Annotated in this window: 22 protein-coding genes and 2 other annotated features; of the genes, 20 read left to right on the top strand and 2 right to left on the bottom strand. The window is 45.0% G+C overall.

All coding sequences use genetic code 11. The features are described 5' to 3' along the window. Positions 1-208: 208 nt before the first annotated feature. Both FFM77_RS04795 and thiI read left to right on the top strand, forming a co-directional pair. Positions 209-1,363: a cysteine desulfurase family protein gene (locus FFM77_RS04795; protein WP_137634616.1), complete on the top strand. Its 1,155-nt coding sequence runs from the start codon at positions 209-211 to the stop codon at positions 1,361-1,363. 18 nt (positions 1,364-1,381) lie between these two features. Beyond that, positions 1,382-2,599, top strand: coding sequence for a tRNA uracil 4-sulfurtransferase ThiI (thiI, locus tag FFM77_RS04790; RefSeq protein ID WP_137634615.1), 1,218 nt, complete (start codon positions 1,382-1,384; stop codon positions 2,597-2,599). 286 nt (positions 2,600-2,885) lie between these two features. On the opposite strand, the gene FFM77_RS04785 is transcribed toward thiI, so the two are convergent. Then, on the bottom strand, positions 2,886-3,470 hold the full coding sequence (locus FFM77_RS04785) for a helix-turn-helix domain-containing protein (RefSeq protein WP_137634614.1): 585 nt from the start codon (positions 3,468-3,470) through the stop codon (positions 2,886-2,888). Between the two features lie 142 nt (positions 3,471-3,612). Between FFM77_RS04785 and FFM77_RS04780 the strand changes: the two genes are divergently transcribed. From FFM77_RS04780 to FFM77_RS04700, 17 genes are all read left to right on the top strand, one after another. Further along, positions 3,613-4,515 carry an ABC transporter ATP-binding protein gene (locus FFM77_RS04780; protein ID WP_137634613.1) on the top strand — a complete coding sequence of 301 codons (903 nt, stop codon included), beginning with the start codon at positions 3,613-3,615 and terminating at the stop codon, positions 4,513-4,515. A gap of 3 nt (positions 4,516-4,518) precedes the next feature. Further along, on the top strand, positions 4,519-5,292 hold the full coding sequence (locus tag FFM77_RS04775) for an ABC transporter permease (protein ID WP_137634612.1): 774 nt from the start codon (positions 4,519-4,521) through the stop codon (positions 5,290-5,292). A 172-nt stretch (positions 5,293-5,464) separates the two neighbouring features. Beyond that, positions 5,465-6,709, top strand: a complete 1,245-nt coding sequence (locus FFM77_RS04770) for a hypothetical protein (RefSeq protein ID WP_137634611.1) — start codon at positions 5,465-5,467, stop codon at positions 6,707-6,709. 117 nt (positions 6,710-6,826) lie between these two features. Then, on the top strand, positions 6,827-7,321 hold the full coding sequence (tpx, locus tag FFM77_RS04765) for a thiol peroxidase (protein ID WP_137634610.1): 495 nt from the start codon (positions 6,827-6,829) through the stop codon (positions 7,319-7,321). A 39-nt stretch (positions 7,322-7,360) separates the two neighbouring features. Then, positions 7,361-7,713: a binding site (T-box leader), on the top strand. A 60-nt stretch (positions 7,714-7,773) separates the two neighbouring features. Next, entirely contained in the window at positions 7,774-10,443 is a 2,670-nt protein-coding gene (locus tag FFM77_RS04760; RefSeq protein ID WP_137634609.1) for a valine--tRNA ligase, read from the top strand. Between the two features lie 428 nt (positions 10,444-10,871). Continuing rightward, complete coding sequence (locus FFM77_RS04755) at positions 10,872-12,191, top strand: bifunctional folylpolyglutamate synthase/dihydrofolate synthase (protein ID WP_223876782.1); 1,320 nt, start codon at positions 10,872-10,874, stop codon at positions 12,189-12,191. A gap of 39 nt (positions 12,192-12,230) precedes the next feature. Further along, the gene (locus tag FFM77_RS04750) at positions 12,231-12,872 is read left to right on the top strand and encodes a JAB domain-containing protein (RefSeq protein WP_137634608.1); all 642 of its coding nucleotides are present in this window, start codon (positions 12,231-12,233) and stop codon (positions 12,870-12,872) included. A gap of 220 nt (positions 12,873-13,092) precedes the next feature. Further along, positions 13,093-14,097 (top strand): rod shape-determining protein, encoded by a 1,005-nt coding sequence (locus FFM77_RS04745; protein ID WP_137634660.1) that lies wholly within the window; start codon positions 13,093-13,095, stop codon positions 14,095-14,097. A gap of 70 nt (positions 14,098-14,167) precedes the next feature. Then, complete coding sequence (gene mreC, locus FFM77_RS04740; RefSeq protein WP_137634607.1) at positions 14,168-15,013, top strand: rod shape-determining protein MreC; 846 nt, start codon at positions 14,168-14,170, stop codon at positions 15,011-15,013. 15 nt (positions 15,014-15,028) lie between these two features. Then, positions 15,029-15,547, top strand: a complete 519-nt coding sequence (gene mreD / locus FFM77_RS04735; RefSeq protein WP_137634606.1) for a rod shape-determining protein MreD — start codon at positions 15,029-15,031, stop codon at positions 15,545-15,547. A gap of 21 nt (positions 15,548-15,568) precedes the next feature. Next, entirely contained in the window at positions 15,569-16,237 is a 669-nt protein-coding gene (locus tag FFM77_RS04730; protein ID WP_137634605.1) for a septum site-determining protein MinC, read from the top strand. After that, entirely contained in the window at positions 16,237-17,043 is an 807-nt protein-coding gene (gene minD, locus FFM77_RS04725; protein ID WP_137634604.1) for a septum site-determining protein MinD, read from the top strand. The genes FFM77_RS04730 and minD overlap by 1 nt, the downstream gene beginning before the upstream one ends. Before the next feature lie 47 nt (positions 17,044-17,090). Further along, positions 17,091-17,323: a binding site (T-box leader), on the top strand. Between the two features lie 163 nt (positions 17,324-17,486). Then, positions 17,487-18,128 carry an amino acid ABC transporter permease gene (locus FFM77_RS04720; RefSeq protein WP_137634603.1) on the top strand — a complete coding sequence of 214 codons (642 nt, stop codon included), beginning with the start codon at positions 17,487-17,489 and terminating at the stop codon, positions 18,126-18,128. 12 nt (positions 18,129-18,140) lie between these two features. After that, positions 18,141-18,782 carry an amino acid ABC transporter ATP-binding protein gene (locus tag FFM77_RS04715; protein ID WP_137634602.1) on the top strand — a complete coding sequence of 214 codons (642 nt, stop codon included), beginning with the start codon at positions 18,141-18,143 and terminating at the stop codon, positions 18,780-18,782. 11 nt (positions 18,783-18,793) lie between these two features. After that, the gene (locus FFM77_RS04710; RefSeq protein ID WP_137634601.1) at positions 18,794-19,630 is read left to right on the top strand and encodes an amino acid ABC transporter substrate-binding protein; all 837 of its coding nucleotides are present in this window, start codon (positions 18,794-18,796) and stop codon (positions 19,628-19,630) included. Positions 19,631-19,787: 157 nt separating this feature from the next. Then, positions 19,788-20,150 carry a type II toxin-antitoxin system RelE/ParE family toxin gene (locus tag FFM77_RS04705; protein WP_137634600.1) on the top strand — a complete coding sequence of 121 codons (363 nt, stop codon included), beginning with the start codon at positions 19,788-19,790 and terminating at the stop codon, positions 20,148-20,150. 5 nt (positions 20,151-20,155) lie between these two features. Continuing rightward, positions 20,156-20,416, top strand: coding sequence for a helix-turn-helix domain-containing protein (locus tag FFM77_RS04700; RefSeq protein ID WP_137634599.1), 261 nt, complete (start codon positions 20,156-20,158; stop codon positions 20,414-20,416). Between the two features lie 76 nt (positions 20,417-20,492). Here the strand turns inward: FFM77_RS04700 and FFM77_RS04695 are convergent, their stop codons facing one another. Continuing rightward, positions 20,493-21,845 carry an aspartate kinase gene (locus tag FFM77_RS04695; RefSeq protein ID WP_137634598.1) on the bottom strand — a complete coding sequence of 451 codons (1,353 nt, stop codon included), beginning with the start codon at positions 21,843-21,845 and terminating at the stop codon, positions 20,493-20,495. A 213-nt stretch (positions 21,846-22,058) separates the two neighbouring features. On the opposite strand from FFM77_RS04695, the gene yfmF reads away from it, so the two are divergent. Then, on the top strand, positions 22,059-23,321 hold the full coding sequence (gene yfmF, locus FFM77_RS04690) for an EF-P 5-aminopentanol modification-associated protein YfmF (RefSeq protein ID WP_223876781.1): 1,263 nt from the start codon (positions 22,059-22,061) through the stop codon (positions 23,319-23,321).

Genomic DNA, 23,321 nt, shown 5'->3' with positions numbered 1-23,321 from the left:
TCTGCCCCACCGCGAACTTGCTGGTCAACGGAGACGGCCAATTAGCAGCTAGTTTAAATAAAGCTGCTGTGTCACGGTTAAAATAGGCTGAAAACGCCAGCTTGAAAACAAAAAAACTTGTTTCAACCTTAATATTTGGTATAATTGCAAAGAATTCTTATCGAAAGTAAGCATGATGTGCTGCTTTTTAGGAAAGTGAAGGCTCAAGATGATTTATTTTGATAATAGTGCAACCACGCAAGCTGCACCATCAGTATTAGAGACGTATACGAAAGTTTCCCAACAAGTTTGGGGGAACCCGTCTAGTTTGCACAATTTTGGTGAAAATGCGTTTCATTTGTTGGAACAATCTCGTCATCAAATTGCCACGTTATTGGGTGTAAAGTCCCGAGAAATCTTCTTTACCTCAGGTGGTACGGAAGGTGATAACTGGGTTGTTAAAGGAACGGCCATTGAAAAACGGAGCTTTGGCAAGCATCTGATTACGACCGCCGTTGAACATCCAGCGATTCACAATTCAATGGAACAACTTAGAGATTTAGGCTTTGACATTACTTACTTGCCAGTTGATAAAGAGGGTCGGATTTCAGTTGATGATTTAAAGGCGGCAATTCGTCCAGATACGATTTTAGTGTCCGTGATGGCCGTTAATAATGAAATCGGCACGATCCAACCACTGACTGAAGTGGCGGAAGTCTTAAAGCAATATCCAAAGATTCATTTTCATATTGATGCGGTCCAAGGGATTGGTAAGGGCATTCAGTCGATGATTATGAACGATCGGGTGGACTTTGTGACTTTCTCTGGGCATAAATTCCATGCCCCTCGTGGAATTGGGTTTATTTATTCCCGGACTGGTCGGAAGCTAGCACCACTGATGACTGGTGGTGGGCAAGAAGATAATTTACGTTCAGGAACTGAAAATGTACCGGCAATTGCTGGGATGGCCAAGGCTTTACGATTATTATTAACTGATGAAGACAAAAAAGTCGCCCGTGAACGCGCTATTAAGCAACGGGTTTACGATCACATTAAGACCTTCAACAAAGTCACGATTTTTAGTCAACCGACTGATGGCTTTGCGCCGCACATTCTCTGCTTTACGATTAATGGCGTGCGGGGCGAGACCATTGTGCATGCGTTTGAAGACCAGGGCATCTACATCTCAACGACGAGTGCCTGCTCATCTAAAAAACATGCCGCTTCAAGCACGTTAACGGCGATGCATACGCCGGAAGCGATTGCGACAAGTGCAATTCGGATTAGTCTCGATGAAAATAACACATTAGCTGAAGCGGATGAATTTAACCGAGTCTTTGATGACCTATATCAAAAATTCTCAAAAATCAACGCTGACGCCTAACTGAAAGGAAACCTGTTCATGCAATACACTGAAATTATGGTGCGTTACGGGGAACTCTCAACTAAAGGGAAGAATAAACGGAACTTTATTGATAGTTTAGGCCGCAACGTCCGCAAAGCTTTGCACGATTTTACTGAACTCAAAGTTCATGCTGATCGTGACCGGATGCATATTGCGTTAAACGGCGATGATGCGCAAAAAGTCATGGATCGTTTGAAATTGGTCTTTGGGATTCAAAACTTCTCACCAAGTATCCGGGTTCCACAAGATATGGACGCGGTTTATGAAACGGCGATCGCCATGATGAAGGCACAATTTAAGCCTGGGATGACATTCAAAGTCTATACGCGACGTTCAGATCATCAATATGAATACGATACGAATGAAATTAACGATATGCTCGGTGGTCAGATTTTGGACCACGTTGATGGGATTCAAGTTAAGATGAAGCACCCCGATATCGTGTTACGGGTTGAAGTCCGGCCTAATGGGATCTTCTTATCTTCTGAAACCATCCAAGGTGCCGGTGGTTTGCCGGTTGGGACTGCTGGTAAAGGGATGTTGATGCTATCAGGTGGGATTGATTCACCAGTTGCCGGTTACTTAGGCATGAAGCGTGGCGTTGATATGGAAATGGTCCATTTCTTCAGTCCGCCATACACGAGTGAACAAGCGTTAGCGAAGGCCAAACAATTGGCCTCAACCTTAGCTAGTTACTCGGGTAGCGTGAAGTTTATCCAGATTCCATTCACCGAAATCCAAGAAGAAATCAAGGAAAAGGTGCCAGAAGGGTATCTGATGACGGTTCAACGCCGGTTAATGATGCGCTTGATGGATGCCATTACGCGGCAACGGCATGGTAAAGCTATCTTTAATGGTGAATCCTTAGGCCAAGTGGCGTCACAAACGATGGATAGTATGATTGCCATCAACGATGTTACAGCCTTGCCAGTCTTACGACCAGTGATTTCGATGGATAAAACTGAAATCATTAAGATTGCGGAAGAGATTGATACGTATAACTTATCGATCATGCCATTCGAGGACTGCTGTACCATCTTTGCCCCACCCGCACCGAAGACCCATCCAAAGCTTGATCGGTCACGTTCTTATGAAGAACGGATTGACGTTGAAGGCTTGATGCAACGGGCCTTAGACGGGATTAAGATTAGCGAAATTAAACCGGGCGAGAATTATATGAATGCTCAGGAAGATGTTTTCGCGGAACTGTTATAAGAGTGTGAGGTTCAACGGGTTGCTCCTGAGCATTGCCTAGTCAGACAATGATGTCGGTGCTTTTCCGACATGGTTGTCTGGCGTAGCAAGCGCAGGGAGCAGTTGAGCCGAACACGTTTCAGCAAAACAAAATACAACAGCGGCGGCTAGCCAACCATTTTCAGTTGACTAGCCACCGCTGTTTTTTAGTCATCACGCCTATTTAAACACCCACCGAATAATCCCCAGATTTTCCAGGCGAAATATCGCCGAGAACCGAAAAATTAAACTTTACGTCCGAATGACCTTAGGGTTGTCTAACCTTAACTGCTCGAGATTGCCAGCACTTTCTGACTAGTGCGATGACAACCACTAGGCCGCTGAATTGGCAGGTCGTCATGAGGCCAAAGCCCATGTTAAACGCATTGATACTCCCACTAATGAGGCTAAGCATGGCAAACACTGACAAGCCGATCCAATGTACTCGATTTGTCCAAATGTTCGGGTGGTGACGAGCAATGCCTAAATTAATCATCAGGCCAATCAGCAAGAGGATGAGAAAGTCAATCCAGTAGAGGCCGGGGAAGGTTGAAAACTGGGTGATGCGTTCCACCAAGAGAATGCCGAACAGGACCACTAATAGGACGGGACTTGGATCAGCAACTGTTTTTGTTACGGGTATTGCTGCTGTGCCCTGTAAGAGGTCATCTATTGGGACAGCATATAGAGTGGCTAATTGGGTAATGGTGGCGATGTCCGGTTGGTTCCGTCCGGTCTCCCAGCTGGAAACGGTTTGGCGCGAGACGTGAAGCTGATCCGCCAATGCTGTTTGGGTTAATTGTTGCATTTGCCGGAACTGTTTCAAACGCGGGCCTAGTTCTGTTGATGCCATGGGGGCACCTCACTTTCTTAATAATTGCTGTTAACTCTAGCATAGGGAATCAGCAGAAAATAGCAAGCTATTCTCGCTAGCATCCGTGTCATCCGGCGGTTTGAACGGGTACGCTGAAAGGGAGTAGAGGAGACGATGTCTAATGCAACGTATACAAGAGAGCATGGTTCGAGTAGTCGGGTTACGGAAAACTTTCGGCCGCCGAACCGTCTTACATGATGTAAACTTTGAATTTTCAGCTGGCAAAATTGTCGGTTTAGTCGGTCCCAATGGTGCGGGGAAGACGACCATTATGAAAGCATTACTGGGACTGCTGGCGACGGATGCCGGGAACATTCGGATTTTGAGTCAGCCAGTGTCGGTTACTACCCATACAGTTGTGACACAACAGGTAGGTGCGCTCATCGAACGTCCGGCGATTTATCCTTTCCTGAGTGGCTGGCAACATTTGCAATTGATAACGAATTCTGTGGTACAAATGAAGTGGGTCGTGCAGGCCTTTCAGATGGAAAATTATATCCACCGACCGGCCAAACGGTATTCGTTAGGCATGAAGCAAAAACTGGGAATCGCCATGGCATTAGTGAACCGACCACGGTTAGTCATATTGGATGAGCCAATGAATGGGTTGGACCCACAGTCAGTTAAGCGATTGCGCCATTTGATCGTTCAATTGGCACGGAAAGGGACTACTTTTCTAATTTCCAGTCATATTTTGAGTGAGTTGGAAAAGATCATTGATACAGTGATTCTAATTGATCAAGGACAAGTATTATTGCAACGGACGATGGCTCAGTTTCAGGAATCGGCGCGGCAATCTTTGATGATACGAACGATGGAGAATGCGCGGGGGTTACGGGTGCTTTTGCGGGCGGACTATCCAGTGGTACAGCGGGGCAGCGACTTAATTGTGAACAAGCCGGTTGCGCTGACACCCTTACTGCACACCCTTCTCGACGCCCATATTCAGATTTTAAAGGTGAACCAGTATCAGGAGGATTTAGAGACAGTCTTGTTACGCTTGTTGGCGGAGAGGAAGGCATAGTGCATGGGACAATTATTGCAACAGGAGATTTTTAAATTCAGACATCAGCGATTGGCATGGCTCGCACCAGTCATCTTGGTCCTTTTACAGGCGGGACTGGCAATGACGGCACATGGGACATCGGTCAGTGATCAGAAATTTTATGTTTCATCGGCGTATGGCGGGTTCCAATGGCTGACAATACTCATTATTGTGATTGGCGCCAGCTGTGTGACAATGGAGTTTGAGTACGGGACCATCAAGCAGTTGGCGATTCAAGTGAATCATCGCTGGACGATCTTTGTGGGGAAGTATGCCTTAGTCCTTGGCTATAGCGTCTTACTCCATGGGGTAGTCATCCTCATGACACTATTACTCAAGGAGCGCGGTGGGCGAAACTTCTCGTGGCAAAACATCTATCTCTACCATCAATCCTTATTGGCTAATTTAGTAACAAATGCCGCATTGGATATGTATGGCGGCGTGATGATTGTTGGGCTAGTCTTCTTACTGGCGAGTTGCAGTCATAACAGCGCAGCGGCGATTGCGATTGGTGTTGGTGTTTGTTTCGTTGGGGAGGGTGTGTCCAGTCTATTATTGCAGTCGTTTAAGTCGTTGCTGCCAGTGATGAAATGGAATCCGTTTAATATGTTCTTCCTGCAGGAGGAGTATGGCAATCCCAGCTACCAGCAGAATGTGACCCATTTGACGATTCAGCAGTTGGGTGTCGGAAATCTTGTATGGGCGTTGTTCTTTGTCGGGGTAGGTGCAGTGATCTTTTCAAGGCGGCGAATTTAGGTTGAGAAGGGTGCCGGAAACGTATTTTGCTGGCTAGTCATGACAACAGGCATTACGGCGACAATCCTACCAAGGGTAGCTTCTGGGCTCATAACAGGGAGGAGTGCGAGATGGTCCTGGAAAATTGTGCTAAGATAATGACAATCATTTATCTTTTTGCGGTAGGAGAGCGGTGACTATCGACTTTAAAGCCTTATTAGATCAATATGCGACACCCACTAATTTAGTGGCTGCAAACTTTGGCTTGGAACGTGAAGGGCAGCGAGTGACGCCAACGGGACAGCTAGCAACCACGGCGTTTCCAGCGGTATTTAATTATCCGGGCAGTCCGATTCAACGGGACTTTGCTGAAACCCAATTGGAACTCGTGACGTCGATTACCACGAGTGCGGAAGCGGCGATTACTGCGTTACAGAACTTACAAACAACGGTCCAGCGCGTTTTAGCGCCAAACGAACTAATCTGGCCACTGAGCATGCCGCCAGCGTTACCTCGCGCCGCTAATCAGATTCCGATTGCCCGCTTAGCTGACCCGTTGGCCGTTCGTTATCGCCAACAGCTAGCTAAAGTTTATGGTCGGCGCCGGCAAATGCTGAGTGGGGTGCATCTAAACATTGAATTGGCCCCGCAGTTGTTGGTGGAACTCTTTCAACATCAGACTGAATTTGCGGTTTGGCAGGATTTTAAAAATGCCGCTTACTTTAAGATTGCGCGTAATTATTTACATTATCGCTGGTTAATCACGTATTTATTTGGTGCGACGCCGGTCAGTGAAGCACACTTCTTTACCACGACAGATCATCCACAAGAACCGGTGCGTAGTCTGCGTAATAGTCGTTATGGTTATACGAACGCGACACAAGTCCAGGTTTCATACGGCTCGTTAACGCGGTACTTAGCCGATTTACGGACGGCGGTCGCTACTGGCCAATTGAGCGCGGTTAAAGAATTTTATGGGCACATTCGCTTGCGTGGTGGTCATCAGATGACCGACTTAGCCAAAACGGGTGTACAGTATTTAGAGTTACGACATTTAGATTTGAATCCGTTAGCGCCAGTTGGCATTACGATTGAGCAATTGAAATTTATGCAGCTCTTTTTGTTATTAATGCTGACGTTACCTGAAGCTGAGTCGGCTGAGCTATGGGTGGCTAGTGGGACGGCTCGCAATCAAGCGACTGCACTAACACGACCGTGGTCCATGCCTGTAAGGTTAACTGAAGGAACGGACTTATTAGCGATGCTGGCACAAATAGTCGATCGGTTCCAACTCACTCAGTGTCGATCGGCGGTCCGGCAGGCTCAAAGGCAGTTAAAACACCCTGAACAAACTTTAGCGGCCCAATGGTGGCAATTAATTCAACCCGCTGGTCAAACAGCTGCCGCCCTACAAGTAGCGCGACATTATCAAGCATAACAACTGGCAATTTAAAAGTTTATCAGTTGCGATAGGACTTAGTTTGCGGTAAATTTGACACAAGCTAGCAAGCGCTAGCATCATAATCGATATTAATTCTTTGAAGGGGTGTTTGACGTGCAAGTATTATTTCATGATCAGGAATTAGATTTGGTTGGCGAACCACTCGCTGATGGCGACCAATTGCCAAAGTTCAAAGTCTTTACAACGCATAACGAAAAGCTCAAAACGAAGGATTTATTAGGCAAGCCAGTTTTAATTAGTGTGATGCCCGATATCGATACGCGGGTCTGCTCGATTCAAACGCGCAAGTTCAATCAACAAGCTGACCAATATCCACATGTTCGTTTTTTAGCCATTTCCAACAACTCAATTGCCGATCAAGCTGGCTGGTGTGCTAAGGAAGGCGTCAAGAATTTAACGGTCGCTTCCGATGAAGAACTCTCATTTGGTTATGCGACGAATTTATATTTGCCAAATAACGGGACTTTAGCCCGGGCAATCTATGTATTGGATGCAGATGGCAAGGTTGTTTATCATGAAATTGTCCCTGAAATGACCCACGAACCAAACTACGTGGCTGCTTTAGATGCGTTAAAACAATTCGAATAAGTAATTGACGTTTAATTAAAAATTCATTACAATAGAAACATTCAAGCGATGAGCAAGTGAGTAACCTAACTGACCGGTTTTAGAGAGAAAACGGTGCTGGAAGTTTTTGCCGGTGGTTAGGTGAAGGTACCTTGTGAGCTGTTAGCCTGAAAGCAGTAGGGCTGACCGGACGGATACGCCGTTCGTTAACAATAATGTTTAAGTGTAGAGAGTGCGTGTTTGGCTAATTAGTCGAAACGCGCAATCTCCGGCAGCGACCTGTGCTTGCTACGCCAACTAACGATGCGGAAAAACCGCCGCATCATTAGTTAGCTAGGCAATGCTCGGTAGCTAAGCGCCGGTGATTACGCTCTTTAAAATTAGGTGGTACCGCGAATCCATTCGTCCTAGTAATCCAATTACTAGCACGAATGGATTTTTTAGTACCCAGTCAAAGAAAGGATGTGCCCTTCATGTCAGAAGAATTAACGACTGATATGCCAACCAAATATGATCCGACCGCCGTTGAAAAAGGTCGGTATCAGACTTGGTTGGATGAAGAACTATTTAAGCCCTCGGGCGACCAAAAAGCTAAACCTTATTCCATCGTGATTCCACCGCCTAATGTTACTGGTAAGTTGCATTTAGGCCATGCTTGGGATACCACGTTACAAGATATTATTATTCGCCAAAAGCGGATGCAAGGCTATGACACGCTCTGGTTACCAGGGATGGATCATGCCGGGATTGCGACCCAAGCGAAGGTTGAAGCCAAGTTGCGCGAACAAGGCATTAGTCGTTACGACCTCGGCCGTGAAAAGTTTGTCCAACAAGTTTGGGATTGGAAAGACGAATATGCGTCAATTATTAAGCAACAATGGGCTAAGCTAGGCTTATCCCTCGACTATTCACGCGAACGCTTTACGATGGATGATGGGTTGTCTGACGCAGTTAAGAAAGTCTTTGTCACCCTCTACAAAAAAGGCTTAATTTACCGTGGCGAATACATTATTAACTGGGATCCGCAAGCTCGGACCGCGTTATCTGATATTGAAGTGATTCATAAAGATGACCAAGGTGCGTTCTACCATGTTAAATACCCATTTGCTGATAAGGATTATACGTTCAACGGTAAGCACTACATCGAAATTGCGACGACTCGTCCGGAAACGATGATGGGTGATACGGCGGTGGCGGTTAACCCTAGTGATGATCGTTATAAGGATTTGGTTGGTAAAAACGTCATCTTGCCATTAGCTGACCGGGAAATTCCAATTATTGCCGATGCTTACGTTGATCCTGAATTTGGGACTGGGATGGTTAAGATTACCCCCGCACATGACCCGAATGACTTTAAAGTTGGTAATCGTCATGATTTGAAGCGCATCAACACGATGAATGAAGATGCGTCGATGAACGCTAATGCTGGTAAGTATGAAGGCTTAGATCGTTTTGAAGCCCGTAAAGCGATGGTCAAAGATTTACAAGATCAAGATTTGATGATCAAGATCGACCCAATCGTGCATAGTGTTGGTCATTCTGAACGGACGGGGGTTCAAGTTGAAGCCCGGTTATCCACGCAATGGTTTGTGAAGATGCAACCGTTAGCGGAACAAGCGTTGAAGAACCAAAAGACAGACAACAAAGTTAACTTTGTGCCGGATCGGTTTGAAGATACGTTCAATCAATGGATGGAAAATGTCCATGATTGGGTCATTTCACGGCAACTCTGGTGGGGACATCAGATTCCAGCCTGGTATAACAAGAAGACTGGCGAAACGTATGTTGATGTCGAACCACCCAAGGATATTGAAAACTGGGAACAAGATCCCGATGTGTTGGATACGTGGTTCTCAAGTGCACTATGGCCATTTTCAACGATGGGTTGGCCTGATGAAAATGCGGCTGACTTTAAGCGGTATTTCCCAACCAACACCTTAGTCACGGGTTACGATATCATCTTTTTCTGGGTCTCACGGATGATGTTCCAAAGCCTTGAATTTACTGGCGAACGGCCATTTAAGAACGTCTTATTACATGGCTTGATTCGTGATGAACAAGGCCGTAAGATGAGTAAATCCTTAGGTAACGGGATTGATCCAATGGATGTCATCAAGAAGTACGGGGCTGACTCTTTACGGTGGTTCTTATCAAATGGCTCTACCGCTGGGCAAGATGTCCGCTTCAGTTACACGAAGATGGATTCAGCTTGGAACTTTATCAATAAGATCTGGAACGCCAGCCGCTACGTCATCATGAACTTAGGCGACATGGACAAGCCAACCTTACCAGCGCAAGCGGATTGGACTTTGGCTGATAAATGGATCTTAAGTCGCTTGAACGACACCGTTAAACAAGTAACGGCCCTCTTTAATAAGTTCGACTTCGGTGAAGCTGGCCGGGCCTTGTACAACTTTATCTGGAATGATTTCTGTGACTGGTATATCGAAATGAGTAAGGAAGTCTTAACCGGCGACGATGCCCAAGCTAAAGCCAATACCCAAAACGTCTTGGCCTATGTCTTGGATCAAACGTTACGGTTACTCCACCCAATCATGCCATTCGTCACAGAAAAGATTTGGTTATCGATGCCACACGTTGGCAAGTCCTTAGTCGTTGCAGACTATCCAGTGGATCATCCTGAATTCGACGATACCGATGCTGAAGCTGATATGGCGTCATTAATCGACTTAATCACAGCGGTTCGGAGTATTCGGGCCGAAGCTAACGCTAAGATGTCATCCGCTGTTGACTTATTGATCAAGACCGACAGCAGCCGGTTACAAACGGTCTTCAAGGCCAACGAAGATTATATTCAACGGTTTGCTCATCCGAAGACGTTATCCATTGGTGCCGATGTGACGGCACCGAAGTTATCGATGACGCAAGTGATCAGCGATGCGGAAGTTTATATTCCGTTAGCTGAGCTGGTTGATTTGAACGAAGAAATTAAAAAGCTTGAAAAAGAACAAGCGAAGTTTGAAAGTGAAGTTACGCGGGCCACTAAGAAGCTCGGTAACGAACGATTTGTCGGCAATGCACCCGAAGCCGTCGTTAACAGTGAAAAAGAAAAACTCGCTGATAACCAAACGAAGCTTGCGGCCACTAAGCAACGTTTAGCGGATATTAAAGCCCAAGCCTAATTTTTTAAAAAGTCTATCTGACACATTTAGTGTCGGTAGGCTTTTTTTATACGGCTTCTGTAGGCCAATCTGGCTACACTTAAATTGTTTTAAGCGTTAGTTAGTATCTATCAAAATATTGTGTTTGAGAGTAGCGTAGTTGGTTTGAAATGGCTAAAATAGAAAGCAGACTAGGTCTTTCAGAAATCAACGGATTGACTAAAAAATGTAATCAGTCATATACAAATGTCAAGTAATTAACGTCGGGCGGACCAGAATTGGCTCAGTGGTGTCATTTATCTTAGTCGTGGGTTTCGACTTAGATAAAGCCCGGCTTTTGAGACCGCTTTTTGGCTCAAAAACGTGGCCACCACGTTCCAGCCAATTCTGGGCCAACCAGAGTGGCAAGCAATATCAATTTACCCATAAGAGAGAGGAGCACCACCAACGTGATTCAAGATTATGATCAGGCTTTGGCATTTATCCATGGCCGTACCAAGTTTAAAAAGATTCCGACCCTTGATCGGATGCGGCGGTTCCTAAAAGAACTAGGTGATCCACAATTAAAGGTCCAAGGGATTCATATTGCCGGTACGAATGGCAAAGGCTCAACGGTCGCGGATTTGCGGGATTTATTGATGGCCGATGGGTTGACGGTGGGGACCTTTACCTCACCGTTTATTACCCGGTTCAATGAACGTATCAGTGTTGATGGTACCCCGATTAGTGACGCTGATTTAGTGGCACTAGTCCAACAGATTGAACCAGTCGTTGCCAAGTTGGATGCTGAATTACCAACGGGCGGACCAACTGAATTTGAAATCATAACGGCGATGATGTTCACTTATTTTGCGACTCAGCCGATCGACGTGGCCGTGATTGAAGTTGGTTTAGGCGGCTTATATGATTCGACGAATGTTTTTACGCCGCAAGTCAGTGTGATTACAACAATTGGTTACGATCATATGCAGATCCTTGGTCATACGTTAACCGCGATTGCGACCCAAAAAGCCGGCATTATTAAGCCAAAAATTCCAGTGGTTGTCGGTAAATTACCCGCTGAAGCGCAAGCAGTGATGGTGGCAACGGCTAAAGACCAGCAAGCGCCGTTACTGACGTTAGGAGTGGATTTCACAACAAAGCTCTTACCACCTAAAGGTTGGCAGGAGCGGTTTAACTTTGATGGGATCAGTCAGCATTTTAAGGACTTAACGACGCCGTTACTAGGCGACTATCAGGTGGACAACGCAGCGGTGGCGATCGCAGCTTACTTGACCTATCATCAATTGCAAGGAACCCCAATCCAAGCCCGGGACGTACGGCAAGGCTTGGCTCAGACGCAATGGCCTGGTCGTTTCGAACGGTTGAACGAGGACCCGTTGATCATGATCGATGGGGCGCACAATGAACCGGCGATGACGGAATTAGCCGCGACTTTAAAGCAACGTTTCGGTCAGCAAACGGTGTACCTAATCTTGGCAGTCTTGGCGGATAAGCAGCATGACCAAATGATTCAAACGCTGGCTAAATTGACGAATGTCCGCTTATTACTAACGCGTTTTGCGGGGCCAAATACACGGCAGGTAACTGATCCAGATATGTTGGAAGCTGAATTGCCAGCCGGAACGTCAGCACCCGTCTTTGATGATTGGCAGTCAGCGTTAGTGCAAGTGACGAGTGAGATGTCGAGTGACGATGTGATCTTGTTGACAGGATCACTTTACTTTATTTCAGATGTGCGGGCATATTTTAAAACGGAAACGGATTAGCTTTACGGAGTTGCCTCTTGAGTAGGGAGGAAACTATCGATGAGTTTATTAGTAACGAGCACGAGTGATAATCAGCTGGATCAGATTCAGCACTTGATCCAACGTTTTTTCGGTGATTTTATGACGCCCAGTGCGGCGGATGAGGCGGCGCAAGCTTTTGAGCAGAGCTATCCGTTAGCACAGATGCATGAGTGGTCGGAACAAGTTAATCCCAATCCGCTTTGGAACAGTTTGTTAATGGCGATTCGCTGCGGACAGCTTTTGCAGCAACAACCGCGGGTCCGATTAGGCCAAATTTATGGTAGCGGGCAGACTGGCGCGCAACTTCAACATGACTTTGCTGGTCTGGGACAAGAACAACTCTTATTATTATGCTTAGATACGAAGAATCAAATTGTGAAACGCCAAGTGATCTTTCAGGGGACGCTGAATGCCTGCCCGGTTCATCCGCGGGAACTTTTTCAGGCGGCCTTACTAACCAATACGGCTCGCGTGGTGATTGCCCATAATCATCCGAGCGGGGACGCGACCCCGTCAAAACGGGATGCGGCTTTTACCAAGCGGCTACAAGACTGTGGTGAGTTATTGGGTATACCACTTTTGGATAGTTTTGTGGTTGGTGAAACCGATTACTTTAGTTTTGCGGAACAAGGGTTGTTGAATTGTAATATCGAATCGTAAAAGAATGTGGTAAAATAACGGGGTTAGGACGGATTAATAATCCGCTTAATCGCGTTTTTTGTTAAATTTTATCTAAGTTAAATAGTGGAACTGTATTTTTTAATAGATTACGGTATGCTAGGATTCAGGCAGATTTTTAATGCCGGGCTATTATGCTATAATACTAACTATTATGACTAATATAAAAAATTAAAATGTTTATGATGAAGGGATGAATGTAGTGTTCGGATTTGGGACAAAGAATATCGGGATCGATCTCGGTACTGCCAACACAATTGTGTACGTTGACGGCAAGGGAATCGTGCTACGGGAACCATCTGTAGTTGCGAAGAACACGAAGACTGGTGAAATCGTATCCGTTGGTTCAGATGCACGGGATATGATTGGGAGAACCCCAGCAAGTATCGTGGCGATTCGACCAATGAAAGATGGGGTCATTGCGGATTACGATACCACCGTTGCTATGATGAAATACTTTATTCAAAAGACATTAGGCCGTTCTAATGGTAAGCCTTATGTCATGGTTTGTGTACCAAGCGGCGTTACTGAAGTCGAAAAACGAGCCGTGATTGATGCGACTCGGGTTGCCGGCGCTCGGGATGCTTATGTCATTGAAGAACCATTTGCTGCAGCGATTGGGGCCGGGTTGCCGGTCATGGATCCAACTGGTAGCATGGTGGTTGATATCGGTGGCGGGACGACCGATGTCGCCACGATTTCCTTAGGTGGGATCGTGTCTAGTCGGTCAATCCGAATGGCTGGGGATAAGATCGATGATTCAATCATCTATCATGTTCGTCAAAAGTTCAACTTACTCATTGGTGAACGGACGGCTGAACAATTAAAGATCGATGTTGGTTCAGCTTCACTTGAAGCTGCTAAAGACATTGAAAGCTCAACCATTCGTGGCCGGGACTTATTATCCGGTTTACCAAAAACAGTTGAAATTTCAGCAGTCGATGTCGCTGAAGCGATTCAAGAAATCGTCTCAGAAATCATTTCGGCAATTAAGGAAACCTTGGAAGAAACTTCACCTGAAATCGCGTCTGACGTGATTGATCATGGGATTGTTTTAACCGGTGGTGGCGCCTTATTAAAGAATCTTTCCGAAGTCATTGCTGATGCGACGAAAGTACCCGTATTTATTGCTAACGAACCCCTTGATTGTGTGGCCGTTGGGACTGGGGAATCACTCAAGAGCATCGATGTTATGAAAAAGCGATAACAGGTGAGCGGGAAGATGACTTCCCGCTTATTTATTGTTAACTAATTGAATTTTCGACCGGGGGTTCAGTATGCAAAAGTTTTTTTCCAACCGTAAATTGGTTATCGTGATCATTGTGTTAATTATCAGTTTCGGCTTGATGAGCGTTTCAGTTGCGGTCCGCAATAAGAAGTCGACCCCGCCATTGCTTCAGCAGTTTGGAAACGATGTCGCCGGCGCTGTTGACCGAGTCATTGCCTGGCCAGTAAATGGCTTGCAAGGGGCTTCTAATTCGGTTTCGGATCTCTTGAATACGTATCAAGAAAACCAAAAGCTAAAGAAGCAAGTTGACCAATTAGCACAAGCTAAAGTTAACGCACAAACCGCAACCGCTGAAAATAAGCAGTTACGTAAAGAATTGAAGTTAAATAACTCTTTGACGGCTTACACAGCAGTGACCGCCAACGTTTTAACGCGGACACCTTCTTCATGGATGAACCAATTGGTGATTTCTAAAGGGGCTACAGCTGGGATTAAGAAAAACATGCCAGTCATGTCACAATCTGGGTTGATTGGTCGGGTGGTTGAAGTTAATCAGACTAATTCTAAGGTTGAATTAATTTCGAGCACGAGTTCGTCAGCCGATAAGTTCGCGATTCAAGTGACGAATAAGGCTGGTAGTACTGTTAATGGGATTGTGACGGGCTACGATAAGAGTACGAATTTAATCGAAATGGGTTCCGTAACGTCTAAGACAAAGATCAAAAAGGGTGACAAGGTTGTCACGAGTGGTTTAGGTGGTGTGACCCCTAAAGGCTTATACGTGGGAACGGTCGCTAAGGTCAAACAAGATGATTATGGGCTGGCTTCCGAAGTTGAGATCACACCAGCAGCTAACTTAACTGACTTAACCGTTGTCACTGTAGCGGTGCAATAAGGGAGGCTAATGATTGTGAGAGTATCACGTTTAAGAATTATCTTCCCAGTCGGGTTATTTTTAGCCTTGTTTTTAGATGGGTCCTTATCAAATGTGTTTGCAGCGCATTTATTTAAATATCCTTATTCTAGTGTCTTGCATTTAGTGTTACTGTGGATTATTTTTGCGGTCTTTTTAGACGACCGCAATGATCTCTCAATCGGCATTTGGTCGGCTTTTGCGGGGCTAGTGTTTGATTGGTACTATACAGGCATCTTGGGTGTCTATATGGTGGCCTTGCCATTAGTAGTTTACTTGAGTCGTCAGATTAAGCCTTGGCTTGATTTGAACTTTTTGACGATGCTGATGGTCTATATTATTAACTTAACGATCGTCGAAGCATTTGTGTATATTTGGTATTTGATTGGTAAAGTAATGACGAGTAATTTAGCCGACTTTGCGGTCTATACATTAGGCCCAACGATTGCCGTCAACTTGGCGTTGTTTGTGATTTTGTATTATCCGGTACGGCAGTTATATCTTAAAGTGAGTTAGTCGGTGGAAAGGAATTCAGACATGCAGCAAAGTGTGGTTTTAAAGGCCAGTAATGATGGCTATGAATTAATCTTTCGGCAAGCCGCCAGTTTCGAGACGATTATGGTCGATTTAAAGACCTTGCTCGATCGGTTGCAAGTTGACAATACGACTAACAAACAGATTGCGTTTGATATTAGTACTGAAGACCGGCTATTGACGGCCGAACAAACGCAACAAGTGACGCAGTTGATTCAGCGTTATTCGTTATTCAGTATCCATAAGCTAGCCGCGGATGTTATCTTGACGGCGGATGCGATGACGATGATCGAACGAGATACCGTTCACCTGATTAATCAGATCATTCGCAATGGCCAAGTCGTGACGATTACTGGAGATGTCCTGTTCTTCGGTAAGATTCATGAAGGTGGGGTCTTGCGGGCAACTGGCAGTATTTTTGTGATGGGTGACGTCGCCGGTGCACTAGAAGCGGGTTATCCTGATCATAATGAGGCCGTCATTGTCAGTGATTTGTCGACGGTCCCACGGGTACGAGTCGGTGAGCTGTTAGAGTTAGTCGATCCGGCCAAAATGGCGACCGGGACAAATGTCGTGTATATCAATGACATTCAGGCTTTAGATTACCAACCTTTAAATCAATTAAAACGAGTACGACCTAAATTATTTATTCAGAATGGAGGACATATTTGATGGGAAAAGCAATTGTCGTCACCTCTGGTAAAGGAGGTGTCGGTAAAACGACGACGACCGCCAACTTAGGGACCGCTTTGGCCTTAATGGGCAAAAAAGTCTGTTTAGTTGACCTTGATATCGGCTTACGCAACTTAGATGTCATCTTAGGTCTCGATAACCGTATTCTCTATGATATTGTGGATGTCGTTGAAAATCGTGCACAATTACGGCAAGCTTTAGTGAAAGATAAGCGTTTTGACGACTTACTTTACTTATTGCCAGCCGCACAGAATGCCGATAAGAATTCATTGAATCCGGATCAAGTGCGGGCAGTGGTTGACGAATTAAAACCGGATTTTGATTATGTCTTATTAGATTGCCCAGCTGGGATCGAACAAGGCTTTATGAATGCGATTGCGGGCGCCGATGCAGCTATTATCGTGTCGACACCAGAAATCTCCGCAATTCGTGATGCTGATCGGGTCGTTGGCTTATTGGAACAATATCCATTAGCTGAAGCCCCTAAATTAGTCATTAATCGGATTCGGCAACGGATGATGCAAGATGGCGAAACCATGGACATTGATGAAATTACCCATCATTTATCCATTGACCTGTTAGGGATCGTCGTGGATGATGATGCGGTTATTCGGACATCCAATAACGGGGAACCGGTTGTGTTGGATCCTAAAAATCCAGCGGCGCAGGGTTACCGTAATATTGCCCGGCGTATCGAAGGCGAAACCGTCCCATTGATGAACATTGAGCATCAAAAGGTCGGCGTTTGGTCGCGAATTACCAGTATTTTTCACCGAAATAAGTAAAAAACGCTTGACGGGTAACCAGTTTTTGGTTATTATGAGAGCAACATTAAAAGACAGAGAACAGAAGAGTAGTTGATTAGACGTTGGGCAGAGAATTGGCGGTGCTGGAAAGCCAGTCGCGTTTAAATGACGAACCACATCTGTGAGTTGAATGGCTGAAATGAGTAAGCTGTTCCGGTTGGCCTCGTTAGCGGCGGAGTTTAGTGATAAACTCGCTGAGTTCAGTTGCGTGAGTAATTGATGAAGATGAGGTGGCACCGCGATATTAATCGTCCTCTTAGGTTTTAGACCTAGGGACGATTTTTTTATTATCACTAAACTCCCTGAGGCAGTAGCTGTGAAGTTGCTGCGAACTGAGGTGGCACCGCGTCGAATCGTCCTCTTGAGATTATGTCTCAAGGGGACTTTTTTGTTGCTGTTAACGAATTTGGGAGGGAACGCTTATGCATTATATTACTGAGATTTTGCCATCATTATTATCCGGCGCCGGCATGACGCTACAAATTTTCTTATGGACGTTAGTGGGGTCGTTACCGTTAGGGTTGATTTTAAGTTTAGGCTTAATTTCGAAGATTAAACCCTTGCAATGGCTAATTAATTTTTATGTTTGGTTGATGCGAGGTACCCCATTATTACTACAATTGATTTTTGTTTTTTACGGCTTGCCACTGATTGGGCTAGTCTTTCCACGATATGAAGCAGCGTTATTTGCCTTTATTTTAAATTACGCAGCTTACTTCGCTGAAATCTTCCGTGGTGGCTTACAATCGATCGATAATGGCCAGTATGAAAGTGCTCGGGTATTGCGGTTGAGTTATGCACAAACCATTCGTAAAATCGTGATTCCACAAGTGGTTAAGATCGTGTTGCCATCGGTTGGTAATGAAGTAATTAACTTGATTAAAGACTCGTCCTTAGTTTACGTCATTGGGTTGGGCGACTTACTACGAGCCGGCAACGTGGCCACAGCACGGGATGTCACCTTAGTCCCATTGGTCTTAGTTGCGGTGCTCTACTTGTTGTTGACTGCCGTCACAACGTTTGTGCTACGGCAGATTGAAAAACGTTACAGTTATTGGAAATAAGGAGGAACGCCGATGTTAGAACTTAAAAATATGACCAAAAGTTTTGGTAACCGTACCATCATTAAAGATTTGAACTTGACGGTTAAAGACGGTGAGATTCTAAGTATCGTCGGGCCTTCTGGGGCTGGGAAGACGACCTTATTGCGTTGCATTACTGGTTTAGAAAAAGTGGATAGTGGTCAATTTCTAGTGGACGGCCAAGCTTTTGATCCTTATACGAACCGGACAAATGACAGTGTGATTGGGGTCGTGTTCCAGAACTTTGAATTATTTCCACATTTAACGGTGTTACAGAACATCACGTTGGCACCCACAATGGTCTTAAAAGAAAGTGCCGCTGATGCTAAAGCTGCTGCGCAACAGTTACTCGACCGCTTGAATCTTGGTGACCACGGTGATCAATACCCTTACCAACTCTCCGGTGGGCAACGACAACGGGTCGCGATTGCGCGGGCTCTAGCAATGAAACCCAATGTTTTATGCTACGACGAACCAACGTCGGCTTTGGACCCGAACTTGCGGCAAGAAGTTGAAAAGTTGATTCTTGGTTTAAAGGCGGATGGCATGACGCAGATCGTGGTTAGCCATGATTTGACCTTTGCAGAAAATATTGCTGATGAGATGTTACACGTTGAACCGAACCAGACCAAATAGGGGGTGGCAGGATGAAGAAACGCTTATTATCATTATTGCTACTCGGCTTAGTCTTAGTCGGTTTGACGACGACACTCAGTGGTTGTGAAAATGTCACCACTCGTGCTGATACCCAAGATACATGGGCCAAAATCAAGCGGCGTGGCACCGTTGTCGTTGGCTTGGATGATAGCTTTGTACCGATGGGGTTTCGGGAAAAGTCCGGTAAATTAGTCGGTTATGATATTGACCTGGCACGCGCAGTGTTTAAGCTGTATGGCGTCAAAGTTAGCTTCCAAACCATTGACTGGTCAATGAATGCGACCGAGCTGCGTAACGGAACGATTGATTTGATTTGGAACGGCTACACGAAGAACCCCCAACGGGAGAAAGTGGTGGCTTTTAGTAATACGTATCTAAAGAATAAGCAAGTCTTGGTTTCGTTAAAGAAGAATCACATTAATTCATTTAACGATATGACGGGTAAAACATTGGGGGTGCAATCAGGTTCTTCTGGCTATGAATCACTGGAAAACAATCCCAAGCTGTTAAAAGATAAGATTGCAAAGAAGACGCCGGTTCAATATGATACCTTCACGAATGCGTTCTTAGACTTGAATGCTGGCCGGATTAAAGGTTTGTTGATTGATAGCGTCTACGCGAACTATTATATCAAGCATGAAGCTAATTCCGCCGCTTATACGGAAACGCAAGGGACGTTCGATTCCGAAGACTTTGCGGTTGGGTTGCGTAAAGGTGATACGACCATGAAAGCCAAGATTAACGCCGGCTTGAAGACGTTAAAGGCGAATGGGACGTTAGCGAAGATTAATAAGAAGTGGTTTGGTAATCAGCAGGTTGAAAACTAAGCGATTTTTATGGTGTTATTCTAGAGATGATCGAAATCTGGAATAACATTTTTATTTATTCGTTTTCAAAGCTTATTTTTAGTAAAGTACAGTGGTTTAGCATATAATACAACCTATAGCAAAATTGCTAATATTAAAGAGGATAGGTATTTGGGGGATGTATAAAATTGATTTTTATGAGGATGTTAGTGGCTATAGTGAATTGAAAGATTTTTTGGAAGAACTTGATAATAGTCATCAGCCAAGTGATCAGGTCTTATTGCGCAAGATTTTTTACCAGATTAGTCGTTTGAGGGCTCTAGGGCCACAGCTTAGGGAGCCGCATTCAAAGTTTTTAAAGGGACTTCGATATCCTTTGATGGAGCTGCGTCCGATACCCGAACGGATTTTTTATGCGACTGGACAAGTGAATCATTATATATTGTTACATCACTATTTAAAACGTCAAAATAGTACAAGTAATCGTGAAGTTAAAAAGGCATTAAAGTTTTTAGAAGATTGGAAACGAAGAGAGGGGTAAGTAATATGACATCTTGGGAAGATTTTAAATCACAGTTAAATTCTATTTCAAAAGATGAAATGATTGTTATTGAGACAATGGCAAACTTAAATGCTGAGCGAATTAAACAAGGAATTTCTCAGAAAGATTTTGCACAGCAAATTGGAATGTCGCAGCCTCAGCTTGCCAAAATTGAACACTTAGACTCGATGCCGTCGTTGGCTACCCTCAATCGATACGCTCATGGTCTTGGTTTAGAAATAAAGCTGTCATTGGAACCTGTTTGATGTTTTGAAAGGGTTCTAACTAAAACCGCACTAACAATTGACATGATGTCAGCTGTTAGCGCGGTTTTGTGTTTAGTTATTTAAAAAATTCATTATACAAGGCAATGACTGCTTGATCAGCATCACGATCGTGTACCCCGAACATAATGGAAATTTCGGAGGCTCCTTGGTTGACCATAATCAACTTAATGTTATTATCAGCTAAAGCCGTGGCGGCGCGAGACATGATCCCGACCCGGTTACGCATGTTTTCACCAACAATCATTAAGATCGAGTAATCGTGTGTGAAGTAGAGCTCGTCAGGATGAACGGCGGCAGAAATTTCAGCCGTTAGTTCCTTTTCCAATTCAGGGGTCAATTGATGTTCATCAAAGATGATCGTCAAGTCATCAATCCCAGATGGCATGTGTTCATAGCTAACGTGATGGTCTTCTAAAATCGTTAAGATTTTACGACCGAAGCCGACTTCTTTGTTTAAGAGATATTTTCGTAAGTATAAGGAACAAAAGCTTGAGGAGCTGGCAATCCCGGTGACCGGATATTTTGTACTTGTCGCCTTAGTCGATTGAATTAAGGTACCGGGTGCTTCGGGATGGTTCGTATTCTTAACGTTCACCGTAATATTGCCTTGAATAGCAGGGATCAAGGCTTCGTCATGGAATACGGAGAAGCCAGCGTAAGAAAGTTCACGCATTTCCCGGAAAGTCATTTCAGCAATTGCGGCTGGCTGTGCGACTAGTGATGGATTGACCGCGTAGATTGCATCAACGTCAGTAAAGTTTTCATAGCGTTCAGCATTGACGCCGCGTGCGATAATCGCACCAGTAATGTCAGAACCACCCCGAGAGAACGTACAGATCTGACCGTTCCGGTTGTAAGCAAAGAATCCTGGGATGACCAAGATTTGGTCGCTATTGGCCCACTTGGCGAGGGCTTGATAACTACTGTCAATAAATTGGGCATCATCAGGTACATCGGTGACGACCATGCCAGCGTCTTTCGGGTCTAGGTAACGGGCGTTTAAGCCGGACTTTTGGAAGACGGCAGCAACAAGTTGTGCGTTGAGCCGTTCACCATGGGCTTTAAAAGCGGCCATTAAGTAGGTATTATCCGCATAAGGTTGTTTTGGCAAGTTGCGAATGATGTCAAAAATGGGTTCAAGTTGGTCATCAGGTACATTAAAGCCATGACCAATTTCGGCATAGCGGTCGATGATCGTGTCCACGATGGCCGTCGTGTCTTGACGGTGAATCGTTTGACGAGCATACTGGATGAGCAAATCAGTCACTTTGGTGTCACCATCAAACCGTTTGCCTGGCGCGGAAACAATCACATATCTCCGTTGGTCGTCGGCTTTGACGATCGACAGTACTTTTTGTAGTTGGGTACTGCTGGCAAGGGAACTGCCACCAAATTTAATTACTTTCACATTAAATCGCTCCTCAATTTATCAATACTGAAAAGAATAGCAGACAAACCGCGAGTTTGCAATGTTAATGTGACCTCATAAGAATCTCATTTTATAACTTTTTCATCAAACTGTGGTCAACTGGAAAATGGTTTATAGGTTGATGCGACGTGTAAAGTTGCGTCAACATAGTCTTTCGCTTATTATTTATACATAGTGCAAGGAGGATGCAATTTGCAAGTTCAGTTAGCAAAAGGGGTTCAATTGACGACCGTTACGAGTCATCAATTCAAAACCAACCAAATTATCGTTAATTTTCGGGCGCCGCTTAAGCGGGACGAAATTACAAAACGAGCGTTATTATCGAATTTATTAGAAACCAGTTCGGCCGATTATCCGGATCAACGGGCGTTAGCCCACGCGTTAGCAGCCATGTTCGGGGCGGCCTTTGGGGCAGGCGTTAGTCGCAAGGGACCAACGCATAGTCTGCAATTAGCCATTACGGTGCCAAATGAACGTTATTTAGCCACTGATCAAGCCTTAACAGCGAGTGCGATTGACTTCTTACAAAAAATTATTTATCGACCATTGGTTAACAATCAGCAATTTGATCAACCAACCTTTGATCGGCAAGTGACGAACTTACAAGCGTCGATTGAATCGTTGGCGGATGATAAACAATACTATGCTGCCCAAAAATTAAATGAGGCGTTATTCGTGGCCGATGCGGCGCAACAAGTGCCGAGCTTTGGAACGGTCGCTGATTTAAGCACCCTGTCAGCGACTGACTTATATGCCTATTATCAGACGGTCTTAGCGACTAACCAGATCGATATTATCGTGATGGGTGATGTCGATGTTGAAGCAGTGACGACGCAATGGCGGCAAGTTGGCTTTACCGACCGACCAACTAGCCAGTTAACGGCCTTTTATCGGCATCAAAATACGGGACACTATGTTGAAACTAGTGAACAGCAAGCCTTGAGTCAAGCTAAGTTGAACTTAGGCTATGATCTGCCGGTCTTTTATCGAGATGATCATTACTATGCGGCCTTAGTGTTCAATGAATTGTTCGGCGGTTCGCCATTGTCAAAACTATTCATGAACGTGCGTGAAAAGGCCAGCTTGGCTTATTACGCTAGCAGTTCATTGGATACGTTCCGCGGCGTTTTGAAAGTGCAAGCCGGGATCGATGGCAAGAATCACGATCAAGTCTTACAAATTATTGACGATCAGTTAACCGCTATTAAAAACGGGGACTTTACCGATGAACTCGTTACTCAGGTGAAGTTAGGGTTGATTAATGATTTTGAATCTAGTTTGGATAGTCAACGGACGTTTGCCATTCAGGCCTTGATTGATGATTTGACGCAACGCCAGGTCAGTGATGACGAGTGGTTGCAACAGATTCAGGCGGTTACCCGTGAACAGATTCAAGCAGTGGCGCAACTTGTCACATTGAATGACGGCTTCTTTTTGAACGGAGGCGCGGCTTAA

It is taken from the genome of Lactiplantibacillus songbeiensis, from assembly GCF_005405125.1.
Taxonomy (GTDB): domain Bacteria; phylum Bacillota; class Bacilli; order Lactobacillales; family Lactobacillaceae; genus Lactiplantibacillus; species Lactiplantibacillus songbeiensis.
The sequence above is the reverse complement of the archived record's forward strand: the minus strand, read 5'-3'. Positions and strand labels throughout refer to the sequence as shown.